The sequence below is a fragment of the Micromonospora terminaliae genome, assembly GCF_009671205.1.
Lineage (GTDB): Bacteria > Actinomycetota > Actinomycetes > Mycobacteriales > Micromonosporaceae > Micromonospora > Micromonospora terminaliae.
This window is the reverse complement of the sequence record NZ_CP045309.1, coordinates 81,586-104,702: the sequence shown is the minus strand read 5'-3', so window position 1 is coordinate 104,702 and position 23,117 is coordinate 81,586. Positions and strand designations below refer to the sequence as shown.

General features: G+C 74.8%; 23 protein-coding genes. 7 read left to right on the top strand and 16 right to left on the bottom strand.

Going from position 1 to position 23,117, the window contains the following annotated elements:
- Positions 1-33 precede the first annotated feature (33 nt).
- Positions 34-2,169, bottom strand: a complete 2,136-nt coding sequence (gene ligA, locus GCE86_RS00515) for an NAD-dependent DNA ligase LigA (protein ID WP_154225072.1) — start codon at positions 2,167-2,169, stop codon at positions 34-36.
- Positions 2,170-2,419: 250 nt separating this feature from the next.
- On the opposite strand from ligA, the gene GCE86_RS00510 reads away from it, so the two are divergent.
- Positions 2,420-2,920 carry a type II toxin-antitoxin system PemK/MazF family toxin gene (locus GCE86_RS00510; protein ID WP_154225071.1) on the top strand — a complete coding sequence of 167 codons (501 nt, stop codon included), beginning with the start codon at positions 2,420-2,422 and terminating at the stop codon, positions 2,918-2,920.
- Between the two features lie 20 nt (positions 2,921-2,940).
- Here GCE86_RS00510 and GCE86_RS00505 read toward each other — a convergent pair whose 3' ends face one another.
- The 7 genes from GCE86_RS00505 to GCE86_RS00475 form a co-directional block, all read right to left on the bottom strand.
- Positions 2,941-3,954 carry an ADP-ribosylglycohydrolase family protein gene (locus GCE86_RS00505; RefSeq protein WP_154225070.1) on the bottom strand — a complete coding sequence of 338 codons (1,014 nt, stop codon included), beginning with the start codon at positions 3,952-3,954 and terminating at the stop codon, positions 2,941-2,943.
- A gap of 26 nt (positions 3,955-3,980) precedes the next feature.
- Positions 3,981-4,349: a VOC family protein gene (locus GCE86_RS00500; RefSeq protein WP_204342284.1), complete on the bottom strand. Its 369-nt coding sequence runs from the start codon at positions 4,347-4,349 to the stop codon at positions 3,981-3,983.
- A 36-nt stretch (positions 4,350-4,385) separates the two neighbouring features.
- Positions 4,386-5,390: a methionine synthase gene (locus GCE86_RS00495; protein WP_154225068.1), complete on the bottom strand. Its 1,005-nt coding sequence runs from the start codon at positions 5,388-5,390 to the stop codon at positions 4,386-4,388.
- Between the two features lie 37 nt (positions 5,391-5,427).
- Positions 5,428-6,501, bottom strand: a complete 1,074-nt coding sequence (gene mnmA, locus GCE86_RS00490) for a tRNA 2-thiouridine(34) synthase MnmA (protein ID WP_208818055.1) — start codon at positions 6,499-6,501, stop codon at positions 5,428-5,430.
- A gap of 37 nt (positions 6,502-6,538) precedes the next feature.
- Positions 6,539-7,714 carry a cysteine desulfurase family protein gene (locus GCE86_RS00485; protein ID WP_154225067.1) on the bottom strand — a complete coding sequence of 392 codons (1,176 nt, stop codon included), beginning with the start codon at positions 7,712-7,714 and terminating at the stop codon, positions 6,539-6,541.
- 88 nt (positions 7,715-7,802) lie between these two features.
- Complete coding sequence (locus GCE86_RS00480; protein ID WP_154225066.1) at positions 7,803-8,468, bottom strand: class F sortase; 666 nt, start codon at positions 8,466-8,468, stop codon at positions 7,803-7,805.
- Positions 8,465-9,295: a DUF4397 domain-containing protein gene (locus GCE86_RS00475; RefSeq protein ID WP_154225065.1), complete on the bottom strand. Its 831-nt coding sequence runs from the start codon at positions 9,293-9,295 to the stop codon at positions 8,465-8,467. Before GCE86_RS00475 ends, GCE86_RS00480 begins: the two co-directional genes overlap by 4 nt.
- 240 nt (positions 9,296-9,535) lie before the next feature.
- On the opposite strand from GCE86_RS00475, the gene GCE86_RS00470 reads away from it, so the two are divergent.
- Together GCE86_RS00470 and GCE86_RS00465 are read left to right on the top strand one after the other, a co-directional pair.
- Entirely contained in the window at positions 9,536-10,141 is a 606-nt protein-coding gene (locus GCE86_RS00470) for an RNA polymerase sigma factor (RefSeq protein ID WP_154225064.1), read from the top strand.
- On the top strand, positions 10,095-10,850 hold the full coding sequence (locus tag GCE86_RS00465) for an anti-sigma factor (protein ID WP_154230273.1): 756 nt from the start codon (positions 10,095-10,097) through the stop codon (positions 10,848-10,850). Before GCE86_RS00470 ends, GCE86_RS00465 begins: the two co-directional genes overlap by 47 nt.
- Positions 10,851-10,969: 119 nt before the next feature.
- On the opposite strand, the gene GCE86_RS00460 is transcribed toward GCE86_RS00465, so the two are convergent.
- The 4 genes from GCE86_RS00460 to GCE86_RS00445 form a co-directional block, all read right to left on the bottom strand.
- Complete coding sequence (locus tag GCE86_RS00460; protein ID WP_154225063.1) at positions 10,970-11,929, bottom strand: electron transfer flavoprotein subunit alpha/FixB family protein; 960 nt, start codon at positions 11,927-11,929, stop codon at positions 10,970-10,972.
- Positions 11,930-11,941: 12 nt separating this feature from the next.
- Positions 11,942-12,721: an electron transfer flavoprotein subunit beta/FixA family protein gene (locus GCE86_RS00455; RefSeq protein WP_154225062.1), complete on the bottom strand. Its 780-nt coding sequence runs from the start codon at positions 12,719-12,721 to the stop codon at positions 11,942-11,944.
- Between the two features lie 379 nt (positions 12,722-13,100).
- A complete protein-coding gene (locus GCE86_RS00450; protein ID WP_154225061.1) occupies positions 13,101-13,505 on the bottom strand; it encodes a hypothetical protein in 405 nt (134 codons plus the stop codon).
- A gap of 2 nt (positions 13,506-13,507) precedes the next feature.
- On the bottom strand, positions 13,508-14,305 hold the full coding sequence (locus GCE86_RS00445; protein WP_154225060.1) for a GNAT family N-acetyltransferase: 798 nt from the start codon (positions 14,303-14,305) through the stop codon (positions 13,508-13,510).
- A 41-nt stretch (positions 14,306-14,346) separates the two neighbouring features.
- On the opposite strand from GCE86_RS00445, the gene GCE86_RS00440 reads away from it, so the two are divergent.
- From GCE86_RS00440 to GCE86_RS00425, 4 genes are read left to right on the top strand one after another with little or no spacing between them, the layout of a single operon-like run.
- The gene (locus GCE86_RS00440) at positions 14,347-14,733 is read left to right on the top strand and encodes a YidH family protein (RefSeq protein WP_154225059.1); all 387 of its coding nucleotides are present in this window, start codon (positions 14,347-14,349) and stop codon (positions 14,731-14,733) included.
- The gene (locus GCE86_RS00435) at positions 14,730-15,029 is read left to right on the top strand and encodes a DUF202 domain-containing protein (RefSeq protein ID WP_154225058.1); all 300 of its coding nucleotides are present in this window, start codon (positions 14,730-14,732) and stop codon (positions 15,027-15,029) included. The genes GCE86_RS00440 and GCE86_RS00435 overlap by 4 nt, the downstream gene beginning before the upstream one ends.
- A gap of 28 nt (positions 15,030-15,057) precedes the next feature.
- Complete coding sequence (locus tag GCE86_RS00430; RefSeq protein WP_154225057.1) at positions 15,058-15,465, top strand: PLD nuclease N-terminal domain-containing protein; 408 nt, start codon at positions 15,058-15,060, stop codon at positions 15,463-15,465.
- Between the two features lie 38 nt (positions 15,466-15,503).
- Positions 15,504-18,743, top strand: coding sequence for an ATP-binding protein (locus GCE86_RS00425; RefSeq protein WP_154225056.1), 3,240 nt, complete (start codon positions 15,504-15,506; stop codon positions 18,741-18,743).
- On the opposite strand, the gene GCE86_RS00420 is transcribed toward GCE86_RS00425, so the two are convergent.
- The 4 genes from GCE86_RS00420 to GCE86_RS00405 all read right to left on the bottom strand — a co-directional run bounded on the left by GCE86_RS00420 (position 18,727) and on the right by GCE86_RS00405 (position 23,106).
- Entirely contained in the window at positions 18,727-19,539 is an 813-nt protein-coding gene (locus GCE86_RS00420; protein ID WP_154225055.1) for an ABC transporter permease, read from the bottom strand. The genes GCE86_RS00425 and GCE86_RS00420 overlap by 17 nt on opposite strands.
- The gene (locus tag GCE86_RS00415) at positions 19,536-20,501 is read right to left on the bottom strand and encodes an ATP-binding cassette domain-containing protein (RefSeq protein WP_154225054.1); all 966 of its coding nucleotides are present in this window, start codon (positions 20,499-20,501) and stop codon (positions 19,536-19,538) included. Before GCE86_RS00415 ends, GCE86_RS00420 begins: the two co-directional genes overlap by 4 nt.
- Positions 20,502-20,602: 101 nt before the next feature.
- Positions 20,603-22,225: an acetolactate synthase gene (locus tag GCE86_RS00410; protein ID WP_154225053.1), complete on the bottom strand. Its 1,623-nt coding sequence runs from the start codon at positions 22,223-22,225 to the stop codon at positions 20,603-20,605.
- A gap of 107 nt (positions 22,226-22,332) precedes the next feature.
- Positions 22,333-23,106, bottom strand: coding sequence for an enoyl-CoA hydratase-related protein (locus tag GCE86_RS00405; protein WP_154225052.1), 774 nt, complete (start codon positions 23,104-23,106; stop codon positions 22,333-22,335).
- Between the last annotated feature and the right edge of the window lie 11 nt (positions 23,107-23,117).

Sequence of the window (23,117 nt, the reverse complement as noted above, 5' to 3'; positions counted from 1 at the left end):
TAATTAAGTTGGAATGCGCGGCGAGCGCCTCGGTCAGCCCTCGATGCGGGCCACCTCGCGGGCGGCGTCCGGGCCGGACTCCAGCAGCACCCGGAAGCCCTCCTCGTCGAGGATGGGCAGCTTGAGGCCGGCCGCCTTGTCGGCCTTGGAGCCCGGGTTGTCGCCGACCACCACGAAGCCGGTCTTCTTGGAGACCGAGCCGGTGACCTTGCCGCCCCGGCTCTGGATGGCCTCGGACGCCTGGTCACGGCTGAACCCGGCCAGCGTGCCGGTGACCACCACGGTCACCCCTTCGAGCGGGCGCGGGCCCTCCTCGCCGGCCTCCTCGGCCATCCGCACGCCGGACTCGGCCCACTTGCGCACCACCTCGCGGTGCCAGTCGACGGCGAACCACTCCTTGATGCTGGCCGCGATGGTCGGGCCGACCCCGTCCACCGAGGACAGCTCCTCCTCGCTCGCCGCGTCGATCGCCTCGACCGAACGGAAGTGCCGGGCCAGCGCCTGCGCCGCGGTCGGGCCGACGTGCCGGATGGAGAGCGCGACCAGCACCCGCCACAGCTCCCGCTCCCTGGCCACGGCCAGGTTGTCGAGCAGCTTGGTGGCGTTGCTGCCCAGCGTGCCGTCCTTGTTGACGAAGAACGGCGAGCGGGAGAGCTGCTCGGCGTCGAGCGCGAACAGGTCGCCCTCGTCGTGGATGATCCCGGCGTCGAGCAGGGCGGCCGCGCCCTTGTAGCCGAGCACCTCGATGTCGAAGGCGCCCCGGCCGGCCAGGTGGAAGACCCGCTCCCGCAGCTGCGCCGGGCAGCTGCGCGAGTTGGGGCACCGGATGTCGATGTCGCCCTCCTTGGCCGGCGCCAGCGGCGTGCCGCAGGCCGGGCAGGCGGTGGGCATGACGAACGGGCGGGCGTCGGCGGGGCGCAGGTCGACCACCGGGCCGAGCACCTCGGGGATGACGTCGCCGGCCTTGCGCAGCACCACCGTGTCGCCGATGAGCACGCCCTTGCGCTCGACCTCACGCGCGTTGTGCAGGGTGGCCAGGGCGACCGTGGAGCCGGCCACCCGGACCGGTTCGAGGACGGCGAACGGGGTGACCCGGCCGGTGCGCCCGACGTTGACGTCGATGTCGAGCAGCTTGGTGGTCACCTCCTCCGGCGGGTACTTGAATGCGATGGCCCAGCGTGGCGCGCGGCTGGTCGAGCCGAGCCGCCCCTGGATGGAGACCGGGTCGACCTTGACCACCACGCCGTCGATCTCGTGCTCGACGTCGTGCCGGTGCTCGGCGTAGTAGGCGATGTATTCGGCCACCCCGGCCAGGTCGGGCACCACTCGCACCCGGTCGCTGGTCGGCAGCCCCCACGCCCTGAGCGCCGCGTAGGACTCGGACTGCGCGGCGGGCTGGAAGCCCCGGCGGGCGCCGATGCCGTGCACCACCAGGCGCAGCGGCCGGGAGGCCGTGATCCGCGGGTCCTTCTGGCGGAGGCTGCCGGCGGCCGCGTTGCGCGGGTTGGCGAACGGGGCCTTGCCCTGCTCGACCAGCCCGGCGTTGAGGTCGGCGAAGGCGGCCACCGGGAAGTAGATCTCGCCACGCACCTCGAGGAGGTCCGGCACGTCGGGAAAGTCGTCGGAGGGGGTCAGCCGGGCCGGCACGTCCCGGATGCTGCGGACGTTGGCGGTGACGTCCTCACCCGTGCGCCCGTCGCCCCGGGTGGCGGCGCGGACCAGCCGCCCCTTCTCGTAGGTCAGGTTGATGGCCAGGCCGTCGACCTTGAGCTCGCAGAGGTAGGGCACCGGGCCGCCCGCGTCCCGCTCGACCCGCTCGGCCCAGGCGGACAGCTCCTCGTCGGCGAAGGCGTTGTCGAGCGAGAGCATCCGCTCGGCGTGGGTGACCGGCGTGAAGTCGGTGGAGAAGGTCCCGCCGACGCGCTGGGTCGGCGAGTCGGGGGTGCGCAGCGCCGGGTATTCCTCCTCCAGCGCCTCCAGCTCGCGCAGCTGCTTGTCGAACTCGGCGTCGGAGATGATCGGCGCGTCCAGCACGTAGTAGCGATATTGATGCTCGGTGAGCTCCTGGCTCAGCGTGGCGTGCCGCTCCCGCGCCTCGGGGGTCGGCTCGGCGCCCGCCGCCGCCTCCTGGGCGGGGCTGACCGCCTGAGGGATCGCTTCTTCGGACACCCTGCCGGCTTCGGACACCGCTGTCGACCTCCCGTGATCGTGCTACTCCCGCACGGTATCGGTCGGGCCTGACAACCGCCCCCGCCAGACCGCCACCTTCCCCGACGATCATGAAGTTGCCGGCACCGAAGCGGACATTCCACCCCGCACACCTCATGATCGACCGGCCCGGCCCGAGGGCTGGGGGTGGGCGCCGTGGGACGATCGCCGGGCGTTGGTCGGCCGGCACGGGCGAGAGGCGGGGGTACGGATGCGCGACGGGCTGCTCTGGGCGGCGGTGATCGTGGCGTGTGTCGCGGCCGGCTGGCTGTGGGGCGAGTGGCGACGCCGGGCCGCGGACCGGTCCGCCGAGGCGGGTCGGAGCGCGGGGCGCCAGGACGGGCGGACCGGCGCGCCGCCGCGGCCGCGCGATGCCGCGCGGGCGCCGGCGAGCGCGCCCCGGCCCGGGGAGATCTGGTGGGCCGACGTGCCCTACGCCGACGGGACCGGGTCGAAGGTGCGCCCCTGCCTCGTGCTGCGGGTCGACGGCCGGGACGCCGACGTCCTGAAGATCACCAGCCAGGACAAGTCGAACCGGGACGACCACCTGCCGATCCCCACCCGGAGCTGGGACCCGGACGCCGACCACGACAGCTACCTGGACATCAGCGAGCCCATCCCGGTGCCCCTCGCCGCCTTCGAGGACCGCGCGGGCGCCTGCGACCCCGACCTCTGGCGCGGCATCCGCCGCCTCCCCCACCTGACCGCCTGACCGGGCGGGGGTCGGGCCGGTCAGTCCAGGGGCGTGGACAGGGCGGTGAGCTGGTCGGCGTACTCGATGCGGGTGGACCACTCCGCCGGCCAGGCGGCCATGCCGTGTGCGGCGCCCAGGAAGGCGCCGGCCAGGGCCGCGATCGAGTCCGAGTCGCCGGCCGTGGTGGCGCCCCGGGCCAGCGCACCCACCGGGTCGTCGGGGTGGCGCAACGCGCAGAGCAGGGCGGTGGCCAGCGCCTCCTCCGCGATCCAGCCCTCACCCGTGAGCCGGCACGGGTCGCCGCCGTCGTCGGGACGGGCCAGCGCCGCGTCGAGCCGGCCGAGCACGCGCAGGCAGTCGTCCCAGCCCCGGGCCATGAACTCCCCCGGCGTCGACTCGCCCGGGCGCTGCCACAGGTCACCGAGCCAGTCGCCCCGGTAGACCGTGCGCTGCTCGCGGGCCCGGTCGGTGAGCAGCCCGGGCACCTCCGGCAGCGCGGCGCCGTCGCGGAGCAGCCGGACCGCGTACGCCGTCAGCTCGCTGGCCGCCAGGCCGGTCGGGTGGCCGTGGGTCAGGCCGGCCTGGAGCTGGGCCAGCCCGGCCAGGGTGTCGAGGTCGACATCGAGCAGCCCGACCGGGGTGACCCGCATGTTGGCGCCGCAGCCCTTCGAGCCGGCGACCGTCGCCTCCTGCCAGCGGGTGCCCCGGTCCAGCTCGGCGCAGGCGCGCAGACAGGTCATCCCGGGCGCGCGGTTGTTGTCGGGGCTGACCGCCCAGTCGAGGAACCGCCGCCGCAGCAACGGCTCCACCGCGTCCGCCGTGAGGGACGGGGCGTCGTGCAGGGCCCAGGCCACCGCGAGCGCCATCTGGGTGTCGTCGGTGACCAGCGCCGGGTCGCCGGTCAGCTCCCGCGGGCCGGCCGGGCCGTAGCGGCGGACGATCTCGGCGACGGTGAGGAACTCGGTGGGCTTGCCCAGGGCGTCACCGTAGGCGAGGCCGAAGAGCGAGCCGGACGCGCGGCGCGGGGCGGAGTCGATCACGCAGGTGATCATGCCCCGCCCGCGCAAGCCCCGGCCGGTCAGTCCCAGCAGAGGCAGAACGGGTGCCCGGCCGGGTCGGCGTAGACCCGGAAGCCCTCCCCCTCGCCGGGCAGCCGGCGGGCGCCGAGGGCCAGCGCGGCCTTCTCGGCGGCCTCGATGTCGTCGACCGTCACGTCGAGGTGGAACTGCTGCGGCCGCTCCGGGTCGGGCCACGCGGGGGCACGCAGGTCGAGCGCCTTCTGGAAGGCGAGGCGCGGCTGCTGGCCCGGCCGGTTGCCGAGCACCACCCAGTCGTCGCCGTCGGAGTTGTCCTCGATCAGCGGGAGGCCGAGCAGCTCCGCGTAGAAGCCGGCCAGCGCGCGCGGATCAGGGCAGTCGATCACCACGGAACGCAGCTGTCCAATCATGCCGGTCATCCTGCCCCCGGCGTACGACAGGAAACCTCACTGCTCGGCGAGCCGGCGGCCGGCGTCCCGGCAGGCGGCGAGGACCGCCCGCACGTACGCCGGATCGGCACCGGCCAGGCCGCAGGCGGGGGTGACCACGACCTGCTCGGCGAGCCGGCGGCGGGGGAAGCCGAGCTGGTCCCAGATCCGGCGTACCCGGTCGGCGACCTGGGCCGAGGTCGGCGCGCGGCCGGCGGGCGGCGGCAGCGCGGGAGCGGCGCCGGCCAGCAACCCGAGCCCGGCGTCGATCGCCTCACCCAGCGGGTCCAGGTCGGTGACCAGCCCCAGGTCGAGGGCGACGCCGACGGCCCCGGCGGTGCGGATCAGCTCCAGCGGCACGCCCGGGGCGCAGCAGTGGACCACGGTGGGCACGCCGGCCGCCTCGATCACGCCGTGCAGCAGCGTGCGGGCCACCTCGGACTCGACGGCCCGGTGGGTGCCGAAGCCGCTCTCGGTGGGCACCCGGCCGGCCAGCACGGCGGGCAGCGACGGCTCGTCGAGCTGGAGCAGCACCGTGGCGTGGGGCAGCCGCCGCGCCACCGCCGCCACGTGCCCGCGCAGCCCCTCGCCGAGCGAGCCGGCGAGGTCCCGGACCGCGCCGGGGTCGCGCAGCAGCCGGCCGCCGATCGGCAGCTCCAGCGAGGCGGCCAGGGTGAACGGGCCGGCGGCTTGGACCTTGACCGGGCCGGCGTAGTCCTCGGCCTGCTCGGCGAGCTGGTCGAGGTCGCGTTCCATGAGGTCGCGGGCGCGGCGCAGGTCCTTGCCGGGACGGGGGGCGATCCGCCAGCGGGCCGCGTGCAGCTCGACCGGCAGTTCGACGAGGAGACCGCCGGTGCGGCCGATCAGGTCGGCGCCGGGGCCGCGGTCGGGCAGCTCCGGCAGGTGCGGCAGGTCGGGCAGCTCACCGAGCACGATGCGCTGCGCCTCGGCGACGTCGGTGCCGGGCAGCGACCCGATCCCGGTCGCCGTTCCCACGCCCCACGGCCAGGTCGTCTCACTCACCGCCGCAGCCTATCCACCCCCCGCGCGCCCCGAGGGCTCAGGCGGTGATCGTGGCCGAGCCGAGCACGACGTCGCCGGCCGGGTCCGGGCGGTACGCGACGATCGCCTGCCCGGCGGCCACCCCGCGGACCGGGCGGCGCAGGTCGGCGTGCAGCTCGTCGGCGTGCAGCGACACGGTGGCCGGCACCACGTCGCCGTGCGCCCGGAGCTGCACCTCGCACTCGATCGGCCCGTCGGGGCGCGCGCCGCCGGTCCAGACCGGGCGGGCGGCCCGGACCTCGGCGACCTCCAGGGCCTCGGCCGGGCCGACCGTGACCGTGTTGGTCTTCGGGGTGATGGAGAGCACGTAGCGGGGGCGGCCGTCCGGTGCCGGCCGGTCCAGGTGCAGGCCGCGCCGCTGCCCGACGGTGTACTGGTAGGCGCCGGTGTGGCTGCCCACCACCGCGCCGGTCAGCGCGTCCACCACCGCGCCGGGGGCCTCGCCGAGCCGCTGGGACAGGAAGCCCCGGGTGTCGCCGTCGGCGATGAAGCAGATGTCGTGCGAGTCCGGCTTGTCGGCCACCGCGAGGCCGCGCCGGGCGGCCTCCGCGCGCACCTCGGCCTTGGTCGAATCGCCCAGCGGGAAGATCGACCGGCCGAGCTGCGCGCGGGTGAGCACCGCGAGGACGTACGACTGGTCCTTGGCCGCGTCGACGCTGCGGCGCAGCAGGCCGTCCGCGCCGAGCCGGGCGTGGTGGCCGGTGACCACGGCGTCGAAGCCCAGGGCCACGGCCCGGTCCAGCACCGCGGCGAACTTGATCTTCTCGTTGCAGCGCAGGCACGGGTTCGGGGTACGGCCGGCCGCGTACTCAGCCACGAAGTCGTCCACGACGTCCTCGTGGAACCGGTCGGCCATGTCCCACACGTAGAACGGGATGCCGAGCACGTCGGCGGCACGGCGGGCGTCCCGGGAGTCCTCCAGCGTGCAGCAGCCCCGGGCGCCGGTGCGGTAGGTCTGCGGGTTGCGGGCCAGCGCCAGGTGCACGCCGGTCACGTCGTGCCCGGCCTCGACCGCGCGCGCCGCCGCCACGGCGGAGTCCACCCCGCCCGACATCGCCGCCAGAACCCTCACCAGCTCGCTCCCCTCGTCATCACCGAGGGTATCCGGGTCAGCGGGGCGTGCGGAGGGCGGCCGCGCGGCGGGCCCGCTCCACGGCCGCCGGCAGCGCCGCGATCAGCGCGTCGACATCGGCCCTGGTGCTGGTGTGGCCGAGGGTGAAGCGCAGCGACGAGCGGGCCCGGTCGTCGTCGGCGCCCATCGCCAGCAGGACGTGCGAGGGCTGCGCCACCCCGGCCGAGCAGGCCGAGCCGGTCGAGCAGGCGATGCCCTGGGCGTCGAGGAGCAGCAGCAGCGCGTCCCCCTCGCAGCCCGGGAACGAGAAGTGCGCGTTGCCGGGGAGCCGGTCGGCCGGGTCGCCGTTGAAGATCACCTCGGGGACCGCCTGCCGGACCCGTTCGACCAGCTCGTCGCGGAGCGCGGCGACCCGGGCCGCGTACTCCTGCTGGCCCTTCACCGCGGCCTCGACGGCGACCGCGAAGGCGACGATGCCGGCGGTGTCGAGGGTGCCGGAGCGGACATCGCGCTCCTGGCCGCCGCCGTGGAGCACCGGCGTGGCGGCCACGTCGCGGGCCAGCAGCAGCGCGCCGACCCCGGTCGGGCCGCCGAGCTTGTGACCGGTGACGGTGAGCGCGGCGGCGCCGCTGGCGGCGAAGTCGACCGGCACCTGGCCGACCGCCTGGATCGCGTCGGTGTGGAACGGCACCCCGTGCTCGGCGGCAACGGCGGCCAGCTCGGCCACCGGCTGCACGGTGCCGACCTCGTTGTTGGCCCACATGGCGGTGACCAGGGCCACCCGGTCGCCGTGCGCGGCCAGGTCGGCGCGGAGGCGCTCCGGGTCGAGCCGGCCGGCGGCGTCGACCGGCAGCCACCCGACCTCGGCGCCCTCGTGCCCGGCCAGCCAGTCGACCGCGTCCAGCACGGCGTGGTGCTCGACGGCGCTGGAGACCACCCGGACCCGCTCGGCCCGCGCGGCGCGCCGGGCCCAGAAGATGCCCTTCACGGCGAGGTTGTCGCTCTCGGTGCCGCCCCCCGTGAAGATCACCTCGGACGGGCGGGCGCCGAGCACGGCCGCCACCCGCTCCCGGGACTCCTCCACCCGCCGCCGGGCGCGCCGGCCCGCCGCGTGCAGCGACGACGCGTTGCCCACCTCGCGGGCCGTGGCGACGTACGCCTCGAGTGCCTCGTCGAGCATCGGGGTCGTCGCCGCGTGATCCAGGTATGCCATCACCGCTCAGCCTAACGGCCGACGCGCGTGCCGCCGGATGCCGGACCACCCGTCCCGTACGGGGGTGGGAACGGGTGGTCCGGACGCCTCACGCGGGCACGGCCGTGACGACGATGTTGTCCCGGTAGTGCCGGGTCCTCGCGTCGAACGGGCCGCCGCAGGTGATCAGGGTCAGCCGTGGGCTGCCGTCGCGGGCGAAGTACCGGTCGAGCGGGATCCGCGTCTTCGCGTACTCCTCCCGGGCCACCACCCGGTAGCGGCGCTCCCGGCCGTCCGAGCCCGTGGCGGTCAGGGTGTCGCCTCGGTCCAGCTCGCGTAGCCGGAAGAACGCCCCCCTGCCCTGGTCGGCGCTGTCGACGTGGCCGGCGATGACCACCGAGCCGGTCCCGGCCTCCAGGCCCGGGCCGTAGCGGTACCAGCCGACCCGGTCCACGCTGGGCGGCATCTCGAACTCGCCGGTCCGCTCGTTGATGCCGACCGGGTCGACCGTGGCGGTGACCCCGATCGGCGGGACGCGCAGCCGCACCGGCGGGACGGTCGCCCCGTCCGCCGGCAGGGTGCCCGCGCTCACCGGCACCGCCGGGTCACCCGCGGCCGAGGCCGTGGGCGTCGGGGTGACGCTCGCCAGGGCCGCCGCTTCGCCCGCGCCGACATCCTCGGCGGGCTGCGACCCGCACGCCACCGCGGTCGCGACGGTGAGCGCGGCAGCGCCGGCGGCCATCGCCGCCAGCGCCCCGCGGTGCCGGACCGTCACCGGCGACCGGCCCGTGCGGTGGCCACCCGCGCTCCGCCGCCGAGCAGCAGCAGCACGCCGGCGCCGGCCAGCACGTACCACCAGGTGTCCACGCCGGTGCCGGCCCGGCCGCCGGTGCCGCTCGGCACGCCGCCGGGGGCCGAGTGCAGCCCGTTGATGGTCTGGGCGACCAGTTCGAGGTTCTTGTCCTGCGCCGAGCCGATGGCGTACACGATCGTCGCGGTGCCCTCCTTCAGGTTGAGGTCGGCCGGACCGATGGCGACCGTGTCGGTGCCGGCGAGCACCACGTCCGCCTTGACCGTGCCGGCCGCCACGTCGGCCTTGACCTCCTTCGGGTTGGTGAGGTCCTCGAAGACCGGCTTGCCCCCGGCCCGTACGTCGACGGCCGGCGCGGCGGCGGTGTGCCGGACGATCAGCCGGGCCCTGCCGGCGCCCACCTTGGACACGTCGTTGACGAACGGGGTGATCTGCGGCTTGCCGTCCGCGCTCAGGTGTGCGGCCAGGCTGATGTTCGCCCCACCCGGGACCTTGGCGTCGTCGACCGTGAGGATCGCCTTGTCGACCGCCTCGCCCGGCTTGGTGAGGGCGATGTCGTACTCCCCCTCGGGCAGGGTGAGCGGGCCGGCGATGTCGCCGGGCTTGAAGTTGTCGAGGGTCTTCCTGCCGTTGACGTAGACGTCGACCGGGGTGTCCGGGATGCCGTGGACCACGGAGACCTTCGACGAGGCGGCGTAGGCCGGGCTCATCGTGGCGGCGCCGACGCCGGCGAAGGTCAGGGCGGCCACCGCGCCGCCCGCGGCGACCCGACGGAACATGGCGAACTGCATTGTCTGCCTCCTGCTGGTTGGTGCTGATTCGTCAGGCCTGGCTTGCAGAACGGGTTACGCCGGCCCCGTCGCCGCCGGATGCGCCCCGGATCCGATTTCTTTTCCCGGCCCGCGGCGCATCCGGACCGGCCCTTTTCGACGAAGCGAGAGGTGACGGGGGACCGACGGACACACCGGAGAAGTGGGGCGAGGGCTGTGGGAGTTACAGTTCGGCATGCCCCAGGGAAGGCGAGCCGCCCCGTGACGGCGCCACCGCAGGGACCGGAGCCACCGGGCGAGGACGACCTCGCGGCGCGGTTCCGTGCCGGCGACGAGGCCGCCCTGCGCCAGGCGTACGACCGGTACGGCAGAGCGGTGCTGCACCTGGCCACCACGACGCTGGTCAACCGCAGTGACGCCGAGGACGTGACGCAGGCGACGTTCGTCGCCGCCTGGCTCGGCCGGGAGACGTTCGACCCGGCGAAGGGCTCGCTGGTCGGCTGGCTGCTCGGGATCGGGCGGCGCAAGGTGGTCGACCGGCTCCGGGCCGCCGCCCGGGAGACCCGGGTGGTCGAGACGGTCCGCCAGTTGCCCGAGCCGGTGCCCACCGGGCCGGACCCGGACACCGTGGTCGACCGGCTGGTGGTCGCCGACGAGCTGGCCCGGCTGCCCGACGACCAGCGCCGGATGCTGGAGCTGGCGTTCTACGACGACCTAACCCACCAGCAGATCGCGACCGTGACCGGTGTGCCGCTCGGCACGGTGAAGAGCCACATTCGACGCGGCATGCAGAGCCTGCGACGCAGATGGGAGGTGGATGGTGCAGCACCTGGACCACGACCGGCTGGTCTTTCTGGCGCTCGGTGAGAGCGAGGCCGAGGACGGTGAGACCACGCACCTCGACACCTGCGCGCACTGCCGGGACGAGGTGGCGACCCTGCGGCACGTCGCCGGGCTGGGCGCCGACACCCAGGGCCTGGGCGACCTGCCCGACCCGCCGGAGCACGTCTGGCAGGGCATCGTGGCGGAGGTGCGGGCCGCCGAGGAACTGCCCGCGCTGGCCGACCGACGGGTACCCCGGCCGGCCGATCCCGCCGACCCACCGGCCGAGCGCCCTCGCCGCCGGGGCCGCCGCTGGCCACGCTGGGCCACCACCGCGGTCACCGCGACGGCCGCCGCGCTGATCGGCGTGGTGGGTACCGCCGTCGTACTGGGCGGCGGTGACGAGCCGGCGCCCCGGCCGACGGTGCTGGCCAGCGCGCCGCTGGCCGCGTTCGGGTCGACGCCGAAGGACGCCTCGGGGGACGCCCGGGTGCTCGGCGGCAACCAGCTGCACCTGCACGTGGCGAATCTGCCGAGCGTTCCGGGGTACTACGAGGTCTGGCTCATCGATCCCGAGACGATGAAGATGTTCTCGTTGGGTACCCTGAGCAAGGCGTCGGGAGACGAGTTGCTGCCGATGCCCCCGAACGTCGACCTCCGCACCTATTCGGTGGTCGACGTCTCCGCCGAACAGTTCGACAACAAGCCCGCCCACTCCGGCGACAGCCTGCTGAGGGGCACCCTGACGGGCTGATCGGCGGGCCGGCTCAGCTCCCCGGCCCGCCGATCAGCTCCCTTCCACCGCACGGAAGGGCCGTAACACGCGCGAGCCGCCGCCCGGATCACCGGGCGGCGGCTCGTGTCGTGAACGGGTCACTTGCGCTTGCGGATCTCCTCCGCGGCCTGCGGGACGACCTTGAACAGGTCGCCGACCACGCCGAAGTCGGCCAGCTCGAAGATCGGCGCCTCGGCGTCCTTGTTCACCGCGACGATGGTCTTCGAGGTCTGCATGCCGGCCCGGTGCTGGATCGCGCCGGAGATGCCCAGCGCGACGTAGAGCTGCGGGGAGACGGTCTTGCCGGTCTGGCCCACCTGGAACTGGTGCGGGTAGAAGCCGGAGTCGACGGCCGCGCGGGACGCGCCGACGGCCCCACCGAGCAGGTCGGCCAGTTCCTCGACCAGCTTGAAGTTGTCGGCGTTGCCGACACCGCGGCCGCCGGAGACGACGACCGACGCCTCGGTGAGCTCCGGACGGGAGCCCTTCTGCTCGGCGACCCGCTCCACGACCTTGGCCAACTTGTCGGCGTCGGAGACCGACACGGTGAGCTGCTCGACGGCCGGGGTGGCCGCGGCCGGGGCCGGGTTGAGCGAGTTGGGCCGGACGGTGACCAGCGGCAGGCCCTTGGTGACCTTGGACTTGACGATGGTGGAGCCGGCGAAGGCGACCTGGGTGGCGGTGCCGTCGGCGGCGAGGGCCACCACGTCGGTGAGGATGCCGTTCTCCAGCTTGACGGCCAGGCGGGCGGCGATCTCCTTGCCCTCCTGCGAGGAGGCGAGCAGCACGGCCGCCGGCTGCACCCGCCGGACCAGCTCGGCCAGCACGGTGGCCTTCGGGGCCACCAGGTAGCCGTCGATCTCCTCGCCCTCGGCGGCGTAGATCTTCTCCGCCCCGTATTCGCCCAGCTTGGCGCTCAGCGCCTCGGCGGCGCCGGCGCCACCGAGCACGACCGCGCTCGGGGTGCCCAGCTCGCGGGCGAGGGTGAGCATCTCCAGGGTGACCTTCTTGACGCCGAATTCCTTGGTGGCTTCGACGACGACGAGAACCTCAGACATGTCCCAGACCTCTCACACGAACTTCTCGGTGGCGAGGAACTCGACCAGCTTCACGCCGCCCTCGCCCTCGTCGGTGATCTTCTCGCCGCCGGAGCGCGGCGGGCGCTTGGTGTGCTCGAGCACGGCGCTGGTGGCGCCGTCGAAGCCCACCTCGGCGGGGGCGACGCCCAGGTCACCCAGGGAGAGCGTCTGCACCGGCTTCTTCTTGGCGGCCATGATGCCCTTGAAGGAGGGGTAGCGCGGCTCGTTGATGGTGTCCCACACGGAGACCACGGCCGGGGTCGAGGCGGTGACCACCTCGTAGCCCTCCTCGGTCTGCCGCTCGACGGTCAGGGTGCCGCCGTCGACGGTGAGCTTGCGCGCGCCGGTCAGGGCGGCCACGCCCAGCCGCTCGGCGATCATGTGCGGCATGACCTGGACCCGGCCGTCGGTCGACTCGGCGCCACAGATGACCAGGTCGGCGCCCAGCTGCCCCAGGGCGGCGGCGAGCACCTTCGAGGTGGTCACGGCGCAGGACCCGTGGAGGGCGTCGTCCACGACGTGCACGGCCTTGTCCGGCCCCATGGAGAGCGCCTTGCGGATCGACTCGGTCGCCCGGTCCGGACCCATGGTCAGGATGGTGACCTCGCCGCCGTGCGCCTCCTTGATTTTCAATGCCTCCTCGATGGCGTACTCGTCCATCTCGTTGATGACGTTGTTCGCCGAACCGCGGTCGACGGTGTTGTCGTCAGGACGCAGGTTGCGGTCCGCGCCCGAATCGGGCACCTGCTTGACGAGTACGACGATGTTCATCGCGCTTCGACGACCCTCCTGTTTGGTGTAGCGATCACTCGCCCGGTCACGGGCGCAGCCTCGCGCGAGACTTAACGTTCGGTCAACCGCGCGGAGCTGTGCAGTTGCCCACGGCCCTATGTTACCCACAAGTAGCTTGGCCTCTCCGGAGCCTCAGAGTGACACAGCTCACCGGGACCCGTCGCGCCGGGTAAGCTCCCGAAACAGGGGGTGACGGATATGTCGGAAAAGAGCGTTTCGGCGAAGGCGGCGGACGGCCCGCGGACCGTCCGCCGCCCCTGCCGCCGGATGCTCCCGGAGACCTACCGCTGCGCCTGCGGCCGGGTCCGCGACCGCTGCGTCCGGGCCAGCGTGCAGGCGCTCTGGTCGGCCGAGCCGCTCAGGCGGGCTCGGCCAGCGCGTGCCTGATCTTGTCGATCACCGCGGCCTCGGCGGGCGAGACACCCCGGTGGGCCTGCGCCACCCGGTCGGCGGCGGCCAGCACCACCGACCGGTACGCCTCGACGTCCCCCGGTGACTTGGCCCGCAGGATCTCCACGGCCCGGCCCAGCGCCGGCAGCACGGTCGCCTCGATCTCCAGCGCCGAGTCCCGCGGCAGCTGCGGCAGCGGGCCGGTGGTGAGCGCCTCCTTGACCACCCCGCTGGCGTCCGCGAGGGCCCCGGACGCCGCGATGCTCTCCCGCACCATGGCCAGCATGCCGGGCACGGCGTTGGACACCAGGAAGACGGCCCCGAAGGCTCCGGTCTTGAGGGTGAGCTGCTCGTCCGCCGTCAACCGCTCCATGATCACGGAGTGTAGACGTACGGGGTGGTCGTGGTGACCGCAACGAGACCGAGACGCTCCAGGATGGGCCGGCTGTCCGGGGAGCAGTCCACCTGCACCAGGGTCTTGCCGCGCTGCTCGGCCAGCCGTGCCCGGTACGCCACCAGCGCCCGGTAGACGCCCTTGCGCCGCCACTCCGGCAGCGTCGAGCCGCCCCAGAGCGTGGCGAAACCGGTGTTGCGCAGGTAGCGCACCCAGCCGGCGCTGACCACGGTGTCGCCCGCCTCGGCCACCACGACCGTGATCGACTGCGGGTCGGCCTCGATCTCCTTGGCCAGCCCGGTCACCAGGTGGCTCCGGTCCTCATTCCAGACCGCCTCCTCCATGGCGGCGATCCGTTCCAGGTCCTCACGACTGGTGACCTCGCGCAGGCGTACCCCCTCGGGGGGCGTCGGGACGGCGGCGGCGAGGGCCGCGACCGGACCGACCACGACGGTCTCCAGGTCCTCCGGCACGAAGCCGGCGGCGCGCAGGCGGTCGCCCAGGTCGGCCGGCTCGTCATGCCCGTTGAGCTTCCACTCGACCCCCTCGCCCCGGGCGCGGAAGAACTCGACCTGGCGCGCGATCAGCGCGTCCAGCTCGGCGCCGGCCAGCCCGTCCAGAGTCCGGTACGTGATGAAGCCGCGGTGGTCCAGGCCGAGGATCCGGACGAGCGGACCGTCCCGTTCGACGGTCACCCCGGCCGGCAGCGGGTCCGGGATCTCCGGGCGGATCTGGGTGTCGTAGGCGTCGCGCAGGCTCCGCGCATCAAGATCGGTCATCCTTTCAGGCTAGGCACCGGGCAAAGCGGATAATCGACCGTGTGTGGGAGGCGATCAGGCGCTGGTTCGACCCGCGCGAGCTGCGGTCGGTCGGCAGCACGCCGGACTACCGCTTCTCGCTGGCCAACGAGCGCACCTTCCTGGCCTGGCTGCGCACCGGGCTGGCGCTGATCGCGGGTGGGCTGGCCGCAGCGCAGTTCCTCCCCCGGCTCCCCCTGGCCTACCTGCGCGAGGTGATCGCCGTCGCGCTGCTGCTGCTCGGCGCCACGGTCGCGGTCCGGGCCGTGGACCACTGGGCGCGCACCGAGCGGGCCATCCGGCTGGGCGAGGAGCTGCCGGCGTCCCGCTTCCCGGCCGTCCTGGCCCTGGTGGTCGCGGCCGGCGCGCTGCTGCTCGTGGCCGCCGTGCTGGCCCGGGGCCTCGGGTGAGCCGGGACCCCGGGCTGCAACCGGAACGCACCCGGCTGGCCTGGCGGCGGACGCTGCTCGCGGTCACCGCGATCCTCCTGCTGGAACTCCGGCTGGCGTTCACCGGGCGCACGTTCGACGCGGTGCTGGCCGGGCTGGCGGTGGTCGCCTGGCTGGGCGTCCTGGTGGTCGACTGGCGCCGGGCCACCGGCAGCGGGCCGCGGCGGGTGGCGCGCTGGTCGGTCCCGCTCACCGCGCTGGCCACGGCCGGGCTGGCACTGCTGGGCGTCCTGCACGTGGTGCGCGGGCTGCGCTGAGCGTCCGCCGTGCGCCATGATGTCCGGCATGGTTCGCCTCTACGGGCTGCTCTTCCTGGCCCAGATCGTGCTCGCCGTCTGCGCGCTGATCAGCTGCCTCTCCGCCGAGGAGGGCGAGATCCGCGCGCTGCCCCGGATCGCCTGGGTGCTGATCATCCTGTTCTTCCCGCTCGTCGGCTCGATCGCCTGGTTCGTCGCCGGCCGGGAGGCCGGCGCACGGCGCCAGCGGACCGCCTGGCCGATGGGCAACGGCTTCTCCGAGGAGCAGCGTCGCCGGCCGGTCGCGCCGGACGACGACCCCGAGTTCCTCTCCTCGATCGCCGAGCGCTCCCGGGCCGAGGACCGGGAACGGCTCCGCCGCTGGGAGGAGGACCTGCGCCGGCGTGAGGAGGAGCTGCGCCGCGGCCAGGACGACCGGGACCGGCCCGAGGTCTGAGCGCCGGCGCCGGGCGCCGGCCGGGCAGAATCGACGGCGTGCGGATCAGCCTGCTCGGCCCCCTGGAGGTACGCGCCGACACCGGCGTGCCGGTCGAGGTGGGCGGCGCTCGGCTGCGCCGGCTGCTGATCCGGCTGGCCCTGGAGCCGGGCCGCACCGTGACCGTCGGCCGGCTCGGTGACGCGCTCTGGGCGGGCGAGCCGCCCGCGGGGGCCGCGAACGCGCTCCAGGCCCTGGTCTCGCGGCTCCGCCGGTCCGGGCTGCCGGTCGAGGCGCAGCCCGGCGGCTACCGGCTGGCCGTCGCACCGGACGACGTGGACGTGCACCGGTTCGAGGCCGCCGTCCGGGCCGGCCGGGCCCGGCTCGCCGACGACCCGGCCGAGGGCTGCCGCCGGCTGGCCGAGGCGCTGGCGCTCTGGCGCGGCCCGGCCCTGGCCGACGTGGCGGACGCCGAGTTCGCCCGGGCGCCGGTGGCCCGCCTCGCCGAGGTGCGGCTGGCCGCCACGGAGGACCTGGCCGAGGCACGGCTGGCACGATCGGCGCCGGACGCCCTGCTGCCGCAGCTGCGCGAGCTGGTCGCCGCCCACCCGCTGCGGGAACGGCTGGCCGGGCTGCTGATCCGGGCGCTGCACCGGGCCGGCCACCCGGCCGAGGCCCTCGCCGAGTACGAACGGCTCCGCGCCACGCTCGCCGACACGCTCGGCACCGATCCCGGCCCCGAGCTGGCCGCCCTGCACCTGGAGATCCTGCGCGGCGAGCCGGCCGCCGCCCCGCTCCGCGGCGACCACCCCGCCCCCGCCGGCCCGGCCCGCGGGAACCTGCCCGCCACGCTCACCAGCTTCGTGGGGCGTGAGGAGGAGGTGGCCCGGGTCGCGGGGCTGCTCGACCGGTTCCGGCTGGCGACCCTCACCGGCCCGGGCGGGGCCGGCAAGACCCGGCTGGCGATCGAGTCGGGCCGGGCGGTGGCCGGACGCTTCCCCGACGGGGTGTGGCTCGTACCGCTCGCCCCGGTCACCGACCCCGCCGAGGTGCCGCAGGCCGCCCTCGCCGCGCTCGGCCTGCGCGAGCAGGCGCTGCTGGCCCGGGCCGGGCGGTCCGCCGCCGAGCCGGCCGACCCGGTCGGGCGCCTCGTCGACGCGCTCGCCGGGCGTGCCGTCCTACTGCTGCTGGACAACTGCGAGCACCTGCTCGACGCGGCGGCCGGCCTCACCGAACGGCTGCTCACCGCCTGCCCCGGGCTGCGGGTGCTGGCCACCAGCCGGGAGCCGCTGGGTATCACCGGCGAGGCCCTGCGGCCGGTGGAGTCGCTGGCACTGCCCCCGGCCGGCGCGGACCCGGCGACCGCGCTGGCGTACCCCGCGGTGCGGCTCTTCGCCGACCGGGCCGGCGCGGTCCGCCCGGACTTCGCCGTGGACCCGGCCACGGTGGGCCCGGTGGTGCGCATCTGCCGCGCCCTGGACGGCATGCCGCTCGCCATCGAGCTGGCCGCGGCCCGGTTGCGCACGATGACCGCGGCGCAGGTGGACACCCGGCTGGACGACCGGTTCCGGCTGCTCACCGGCGGCAGCCGGACGGCCCTGCCCCGGCACCAGACGCTGCGCGCCGTGGTCGACTGGAGCTGGGACCTGCTCGGCGACGGTGAGCGGGCGCTGTGGCGGCGGCTGGCCGTGTTCGCCGGCGGCGCCACCCTGGAGGCGGTCGAGCGGGTCTGCGTCGCCGTGCCACCACTCCAGCTCGCCGCGCCACGCCCAGGAGCGGTTCCGGACGTCGTCGACGAGGTCTCCGCGCTGGTGGACAAGTCGCTGGTGGTGGCGGGCGGCACGCACGAGCCGCGCTACCGGATGCTGGAGACCATCCGCGAGTACGGCCTGGACCGGCTGGCCGAGGCCGGCGAGACGGAGAAGATCCGGCGGGCGCACGCCGCGGAGTACCTGGCCCTGGCCGAGGCGGCCGAGCCGGAACTGCGCGGCGCGGCGCAGCTGGACTGGCTGCGCCGGCTCTCGGACGACCACGACAACCTGCACGCCGGCCTCCGGTACGCGATCGGCACGGGCGATGCCCCCACCGCCGTGCGGTACGCCGCCGCGCTGGGCTGGTACTGGTGGCTGACCGGCCAGCGCGCCGAGGGCGCCGACCTGGCCGGCCAGGTGCTGGCGTTGCCCGGCGTGGCCGACGCGCCGCCCGCCGCCACGGCGCTCGCCCTGGCCACCGCCGCGCTGAACCTGATCGCCACCCACCCCGACAACGGCACGGTCAGCAGCGAGCGGCTGGCCCGGGCCGTCGAGCTGGCCCGCGGGCACGAGCACGGACATCCGCTGCTGCGCCTCGCCGCACCGATCGCGGCGGCGTTCGAGACGAACTTCCAGCCGCCGGCCATGGCGGCCATGGTGGCCCTGTTCGACGACCCGGATCCGTGGGTGGCCGGCATCGCCCGGCTGATCCGGGCGCACTCCCTGCTCAACGGGGGCCTGCCGGACTCCGACGCGGAGGCGGACCTGCGGGCCGGGCTGGCGCACTATCGCCGGGTCGGCGACCGGTGGGGCATGTCGTTCAGCCTCACCTCGCTGGCCGACCTGCTCGACCGGCGGGGCCAGGCCGCCGAGGCCACGCCGTACCACGAGGAGGCCATGACCTACTTCGAGGAGCTGGGCGTCCGCGAGGACGTGCCGGAGATGCGGGTGCGGCTGGCGCACAACCTGTGGCGGCGCGGCGACCGCGACCGGGCGTGGGCGGAACTCGACCGGGCCGTGCACGAGGCCGAGCTCTCCGGGTCCGACGAGACCCGGGCGGCGGTCGCGTACGGCAGGGCCGAACTGCTGCGGGCCGAGGGCGACCGGGCCGGGGCACGGGCCTGCCTCGCGGAGAGCGCCCGGCTGGTGGGCGACCGGGCGATCGCCCCGCAGTGGCGGGCGCTCAACGCCTCCAGCCTGGCCGTGCTGGACGCCGACGACGGCGACCTGGCCTCCGCGCGTACCCGGCACGACCAGGCCCTGAAGCTGGCCGTCGGGTCGCAGGACGCCCCGGTGGTCGCGGCCGTGCTGGTCGGGTACGCCGACCTGGCGCTGCGGCTCGACCGCCCGGCCGCCGCCGCCCGGCTGCTCGGTGCGGCCACCGGGATCCGGGGCGGCACCGACCACACGGTGCTGGACCGCCCCCGGGTGGAGGCGGCCGCCCGCGACGCGCTCGGCGAGGCGGCCTTCGCCGAGGCGTACGCGGGCGGGCAGACCTACCGCTGGAACACGGCCGCCGAGGCCGTCGCCGTCACACTCGGCGCCTGAGCGCCCGCACCGACAGCGGGGCGAACACCAGCAGGATCCCGGCCGCCCAGAGCAGCGACTGCCCGACGGGGCCGGCCACCGGTCCGCCGACCAGCAGGCCGCGCAGCGCGTCGGCGAGGATCGTCACGGGATTGACCTCCACCCAGTGCTGCAACCAGCTCGGCATCTGGTCGGTCGGCACGAACACGTTGCTCGTGAACGTCAGCGGGAAGATCACCATGAAGCCGAAGATCTGCACCTTGTCCGGCTCGCTGACCAGCACCCCGACCAGCACCGAGATCCAGGACGCGGCCAGCGAGAAGACGAGCAGCAGGACCAGCGCGCCGAGCAGCCCGGCCACGCCGTTGCCGAGCCGGAACCCGAGGATCATGCCGATGCCGAGCAGCAGGGCCAGGGACCAGGCCTGCTTGACGGTGTCGGCGACGATCCGGCCGGCCAGCGGCGCCCAGCGCGCCACCGGCAGCGCGCGGAGCCGGTCGAAGACGCCCTTGGTGAGGTCCTGGTTGAGGCCGAACCCGGTGGTCATGGTGGCGAAGAGGGCCGTCTGCACGATGATGCCGGGCAGCGCGAACTTCAGGTACGTCCCGGGCGAGCCGGAGATCGCCGTGCCGAAGACGTACGTGAACAGCAGCACGAACATGACCGGCTGGACGCTCAGGTCGAGCAGCTCCATGGGGTTGTGCTTGATCTGCACGAGGCTGCGCCAGGCCAGGGTGAGAGTGTGTCGCAGGCCGGCGAGGAGCCCCGGCCGGCGGGCGGGCGCGACCGGGGACGCGGTGGCGGTGAGGGTGGTCATGCCGGGCTCCCTTCCAGGGTGGAGGTGGCCTCCTCGGCCCGGTGGCCGGTGAGGGAGAGGAAGACCTCGTCGAGGCTGGAGCTGCGCAGGGCCAGCTCGGCCACGCGTACTCCGGCGTCGTCGAGGCGGCGGACGACCGCGGGCAGCACCTCCGGGTCGCTGACGCCGACGGTGACGGTCTGGTGGGCCACCTCCGGGGTGGCCCGGGCCACCTCGCCGGTGACGGCGAGCACGGTGGGCAGGTCGGCCGGGTCCACCGGCCGGACGGCGAGCACCTGCCCGCCCACCTTCGCCTTCAGCTCCTCCGGGGTGCCCTGGGCGATCACCCGGCCGTGGTCGACCACCGCGATCTCGCCGGCGAGCTGGTCGGCCTCCTCCAGGTACTGAGTGGTGAGCAGCACGGTCACCCCGTCGGCGACCAGGGTGCGGACGATGTCCCACAGCTCGTTACGGCTGCGCGGGTCGAGGCCGGTGGTGGGCTCGTCGAGGAAGAGCACCTGCGGGCGGCCGACCAGGCTGGCGGCCAGGTCGAGCCGGCGGCGCATGCCGCCGGAGTAGGTCTTGGCCGCCCGCTCGGCGGCGTCGCTGAGCTGGAAGTCGGCCAGCAGCGCCCGGGCGCGGGCCCGGGCGTCGGCCCGGGACAGGCCGAGCAGCCGGCCGATGAGCAGCAGGTTCTCGGTGCCGGTCAGGTTCTCGTCGACCGAGGCGTACTGACCGGTGAGTCCGATCAGCTGGCGCACCCGGTGTGCGTCGCGGCGGACGTCGTAGCCGCCCACGGTGGCGTGCCCCTCGTCGGCGGCGAGCAGGGTGGCCAGCACCCGGACCGCCGTGGTCTTGCCCGCCCCGTTCGGCCCGAGCAGCCCGAACACCGTCCCGGTGGGGACGGCCAGGTCCACCCCGGCCAGCGCGGTGGTGGCGCCGAAGCGGCGCACCAGACCCTCCGCGCGGATCGCGTACGTCATCGCAACTCCCGTCGTTCTCGCTGGTCACCCCAACCTTGAGCGACGGCGCTGACGGTACGGCGACAACCGCTGACAGACCGCTGATTTTCGCGGCGCCAGGGTCAGGCCAGGTTCGACGAGCGGGGGTACGCGTCGGACGGGTCGGTGAGCACGTTGACCAGGTACGGCACCCCGGAGTCGAAGGCGCGGGCCAGGGCCGGGCCGAGGTCGGCGGCCTTCTCCACCGTCTCGCCCGCGCCGCCGAGTGCCTCGACCACCCTGTCGTAGCGCAGGCCGGGCTGGAGGTCGGCGGCCACGTCGTAGCCGTACATGGCCCGCATGGGGTGCTTCTCCAGGCCCCAGATGCCGTTGTTGCCGACCACGATCACCACGGGGAGCTGCTGGCGGACCAGGGACTCCACGTCCATGAGCGAGAAACCGGCGGCCCCGTCGCCCATGAGCACGCAGATCTGCCGGTCGGGGTGGCTGACCCGGGCACCCATGGCGTAGCCCATGCCGGTGCCCAGGCACCCGTACGGGCCGGGGTCGAGCCAGGTGCCGGGCTGGGCGGGCTCCAGGTACTTCCCGGCGTACGAGACGAAGTCGCCGCCGTCGCCGATGGTGATGGCGTCCCGGGCGAGCACCTTGCGCAGCTCGCCGTAGACCCGGGCCGGCCGGATCGGGTCGGTCTCGGCGGCCATCTCCTCCGCGTCGCGCACCTTTGCGGCGTCCTCGGCGGTACGCAGCTGGGCGATCCAGTCGGCGTGGTCGGCCCGGTCACCCGGGTGCTCGGCGAACGCCGTGAGGATCCGCCGCAGGTCACCGGCGGGGCTGGCGGCCGGCTCGACGTGCCCGGCCCGCTGGCTGGGCGCGTCGACGACATGCACCACCCGCGCGTCGCCGAAGTCGCCGAAGGCCAGCCGGAAGTCGAGCGGGGTGCCGACCACCACGACCACGTCGGCGCCCTTGAGGGCGACCCGGCGGGCCTTGGCGAAGGCGAGCGGGTGCTCCGGCGGCAGCGCCCCGCGGCCCATGCCGTTGGTGAAGACCGGCACCTGGAGGGCCTCGGCGGCGGCCCGCAGCGCCTCGACCGCGTCGCCCGCGTACACGTCGGAGCCGGCGATGATCACCGGCCGGGACGCGCCGGCGATCAGGGCGGCGGCCTTCGCGACCTCGCCCGGGTCGGCCTCGATGGCGGTGGGTGGGGTGACCGCGGGCATGTCGGCGTCGCCGACGGAGAAGACCGCCTCCAGGGGGAAGTCGAGGAAGGCCGGGCCGCGGTGCGGGGTGAGCGCGGCGGTGAGGGCCGCGGTGACGGCACGGGGGATGTCGTCGGCGCTGAACACCGTCTCGGCGTGCTTGGTGACCGGAGCGACCAGCGGCAGGTGGTCCATCTCCTGGAGGCTGCCGGAGCCCCAGCGGAACTGCGGGGCCCGGCCACCGAGCACCAGGACCGGCGAGGCGTTGAAGAAGGCGCTGGTCAGGCCGGAGACCCCGTTGGTGACGCCGGGGCCGGCGGTGAGCACGGCCAGGCCGGGGCGGCGCTGGAGCTTCGCCACGGCCTCGGCGGCGAAGACGGCGGACTGCTCGTGCCGGACGTCGTAGATCGGGAAGCCGGCGCGGTGCGCGGCGTCGTAGAGCGGGAAGACGTGCCCGCCGGAGAGGGTGAACATCTCCCGTACGCCGTGCGCGCGCAGCGCCGCGAGGGCCAGCTCGCCGCCGTGCCCCTCGACCCGTTCCGTCATCGCCACTCCCCTTCGTCATGACCGGAGTCACACGCTACTGGCCGGTAAGCGGGATGTGAACCGTTCTCGGGTCGGCGGCGGGCGGGCCGCCGACCCGGACGGGCGGATCAGCGGCCGGTGAAGCCCGGCTTGCGCTTCTCGACGAACGCGGCCATGCCCTCGCGCCGGTCGTCGGTGGCGAACAGCGCCGCGAAGAGCTGGCTCTCCCAGGCCAGGCCGGAGTTGAGGTCCATGTCCAGGCCACCGTCGACGGCCAGCTTGGCCGCCCGCAGCGCCTGCACCGGTCCGGTCAGGTAGGGCTTCACGTAGGCGACGGCGGCCTCGTAGACCTCGGCCGCCGGGACCACCCTGTCGGCCAGGCCGATCCGCAGCGCCTCCTCGGCGTCGACCATCCGGCCCGTCATGATCAGGTCCTTGGCGCGGGCCGGGCCGACCAGGCGGGCCAGCCGCTGGGTGCCGCCGGCGCCCGGGATGATGCCGAGCTTGATCTCCGGCTGGCCGAGCTTGGCGTCGTCGGCCACGATCCGCCAGTCACACGCCAGGGCCAGCTCGCAGCCGCCGCCGAGGGCGTACCCCGTGATCGCGGCGACCACCGGCTTGGGGATCCGGGCGATCGCACCCAGGGCGCTGGACAGGTCGGCGGCCCGCTCGGCCATGTCCACGTAGGACATGTCGGCCATCTCCTTGATGTCCGCGCCGGCCGCGAAGACCTTCTCGCCGCCGTACACGATGACCGCGCGGACCTCGGCGTCGGCGGTGGCCGCCGCGGCGGCGGCGCGCAACTCCTCCTGCACCTGGGTGTTGAGCGCGTTCATCGGCGGCCGCTCCAGCCGGATGGTGCCGACGCCGTCCTTCACTTCCAGCCTGACGAACTCGCCCACGCTGCCCTCAC

Bases quoted from the DNA above. Each gene is read 5' to 3' on its own strand.
- GCE86_RS00510 (WP_154225071.1), top strand. From the start codon at position 2,420: ATGCGCGACGGGCTGCTCTGGGCGGCGGTGATCGTGGCGTGTGTCGCG.
- GCE86_RS00505 (WP_154225070.1), bottom strand. From the start codon at position 3,954: ATGATCACCTGCGTGATCGACTCCGCCCCGCGCCGCGCGTCCGGCTCG.
- GCE86_RS00500 (WP_204342284.1), bottom strand. From the start codon at position 4,349: ATGATTGGACAGCTGCGTTCCGTGGTGATCGACTGCCCTGATCCGCGC.
- GCE86_RS00485 (WP_154225067.1), bottom strand. From the start codon at position 7,714: ATGGCATACCTGGATCACGCGGCGACGACCCCGATGCTCGACGAGGCA.
- GCE86_RS00475 (WP_154225065.1), bottom strand. From the start codon at position 9,295: ATGCAGTTCGCCATGTTCCGTCGGGTCGCCGCGGGCGGCGCGGTGGCC.
- GCE86_RS00460 (WP_154225063.1), bottom strand. From the start codon at position 11,929: ATGTCTGAGGTTCTCGTCGTCGTCGAAGCCACCAAGGAATTCGGCGTC.
- GCE86_RS00455 (WP_154225062.1), bottom strand. From the start codon at position 12,721: ATGAACATCGTCGTACTCGTCAAGCAGGTGCCCGATTCGGGCGCGGAC.
- GCE86_RS00450 (WP_154225061.1), bottom strand. From the start codon at position 13,505: ATGGAGCGGTTGACGGCGGACGAGCAGCTCACCCTCAAGACCGGAGCC.
- GCE86_RS00445 (WP_154225060.1), bottom strand. From the start codon at position 14,305: ATGACCGATCTTGATGCGCGGAGCCTGCGCGACGCCTACGACACCCAG.
- GCE86_RS00430 (WP_154225057.1), top strand. From the start codon at position 15,058: ATGGTTCGCCTCTACGGGCTGCTCTTCCTGGCCCAGATCGTGCTCGCC.
- GCE86_RS00420 (WP_154225055.1), bottom strand. From the start codon at position 19,539: ATGACCACCCTCACCGCCACCGCGTCCCCGGTCGCGCCCGCCCGCCGG.
- GCE86_RS00415 (WP_154225054.1), bottom strand. From the start codon at position 20,501: ATGACGTACGCGATCCGCGCGGAGGGTCTGGTGCGCCGCTTCGGCGCC.
- GCE86_RS00410 (WP_154225053.1), bottom strand. From the start codon at position 22,225: ATGACGGAACGGGTCGAGGGGCACGGCGGCGAGCTGGCCCTCGCGGCG.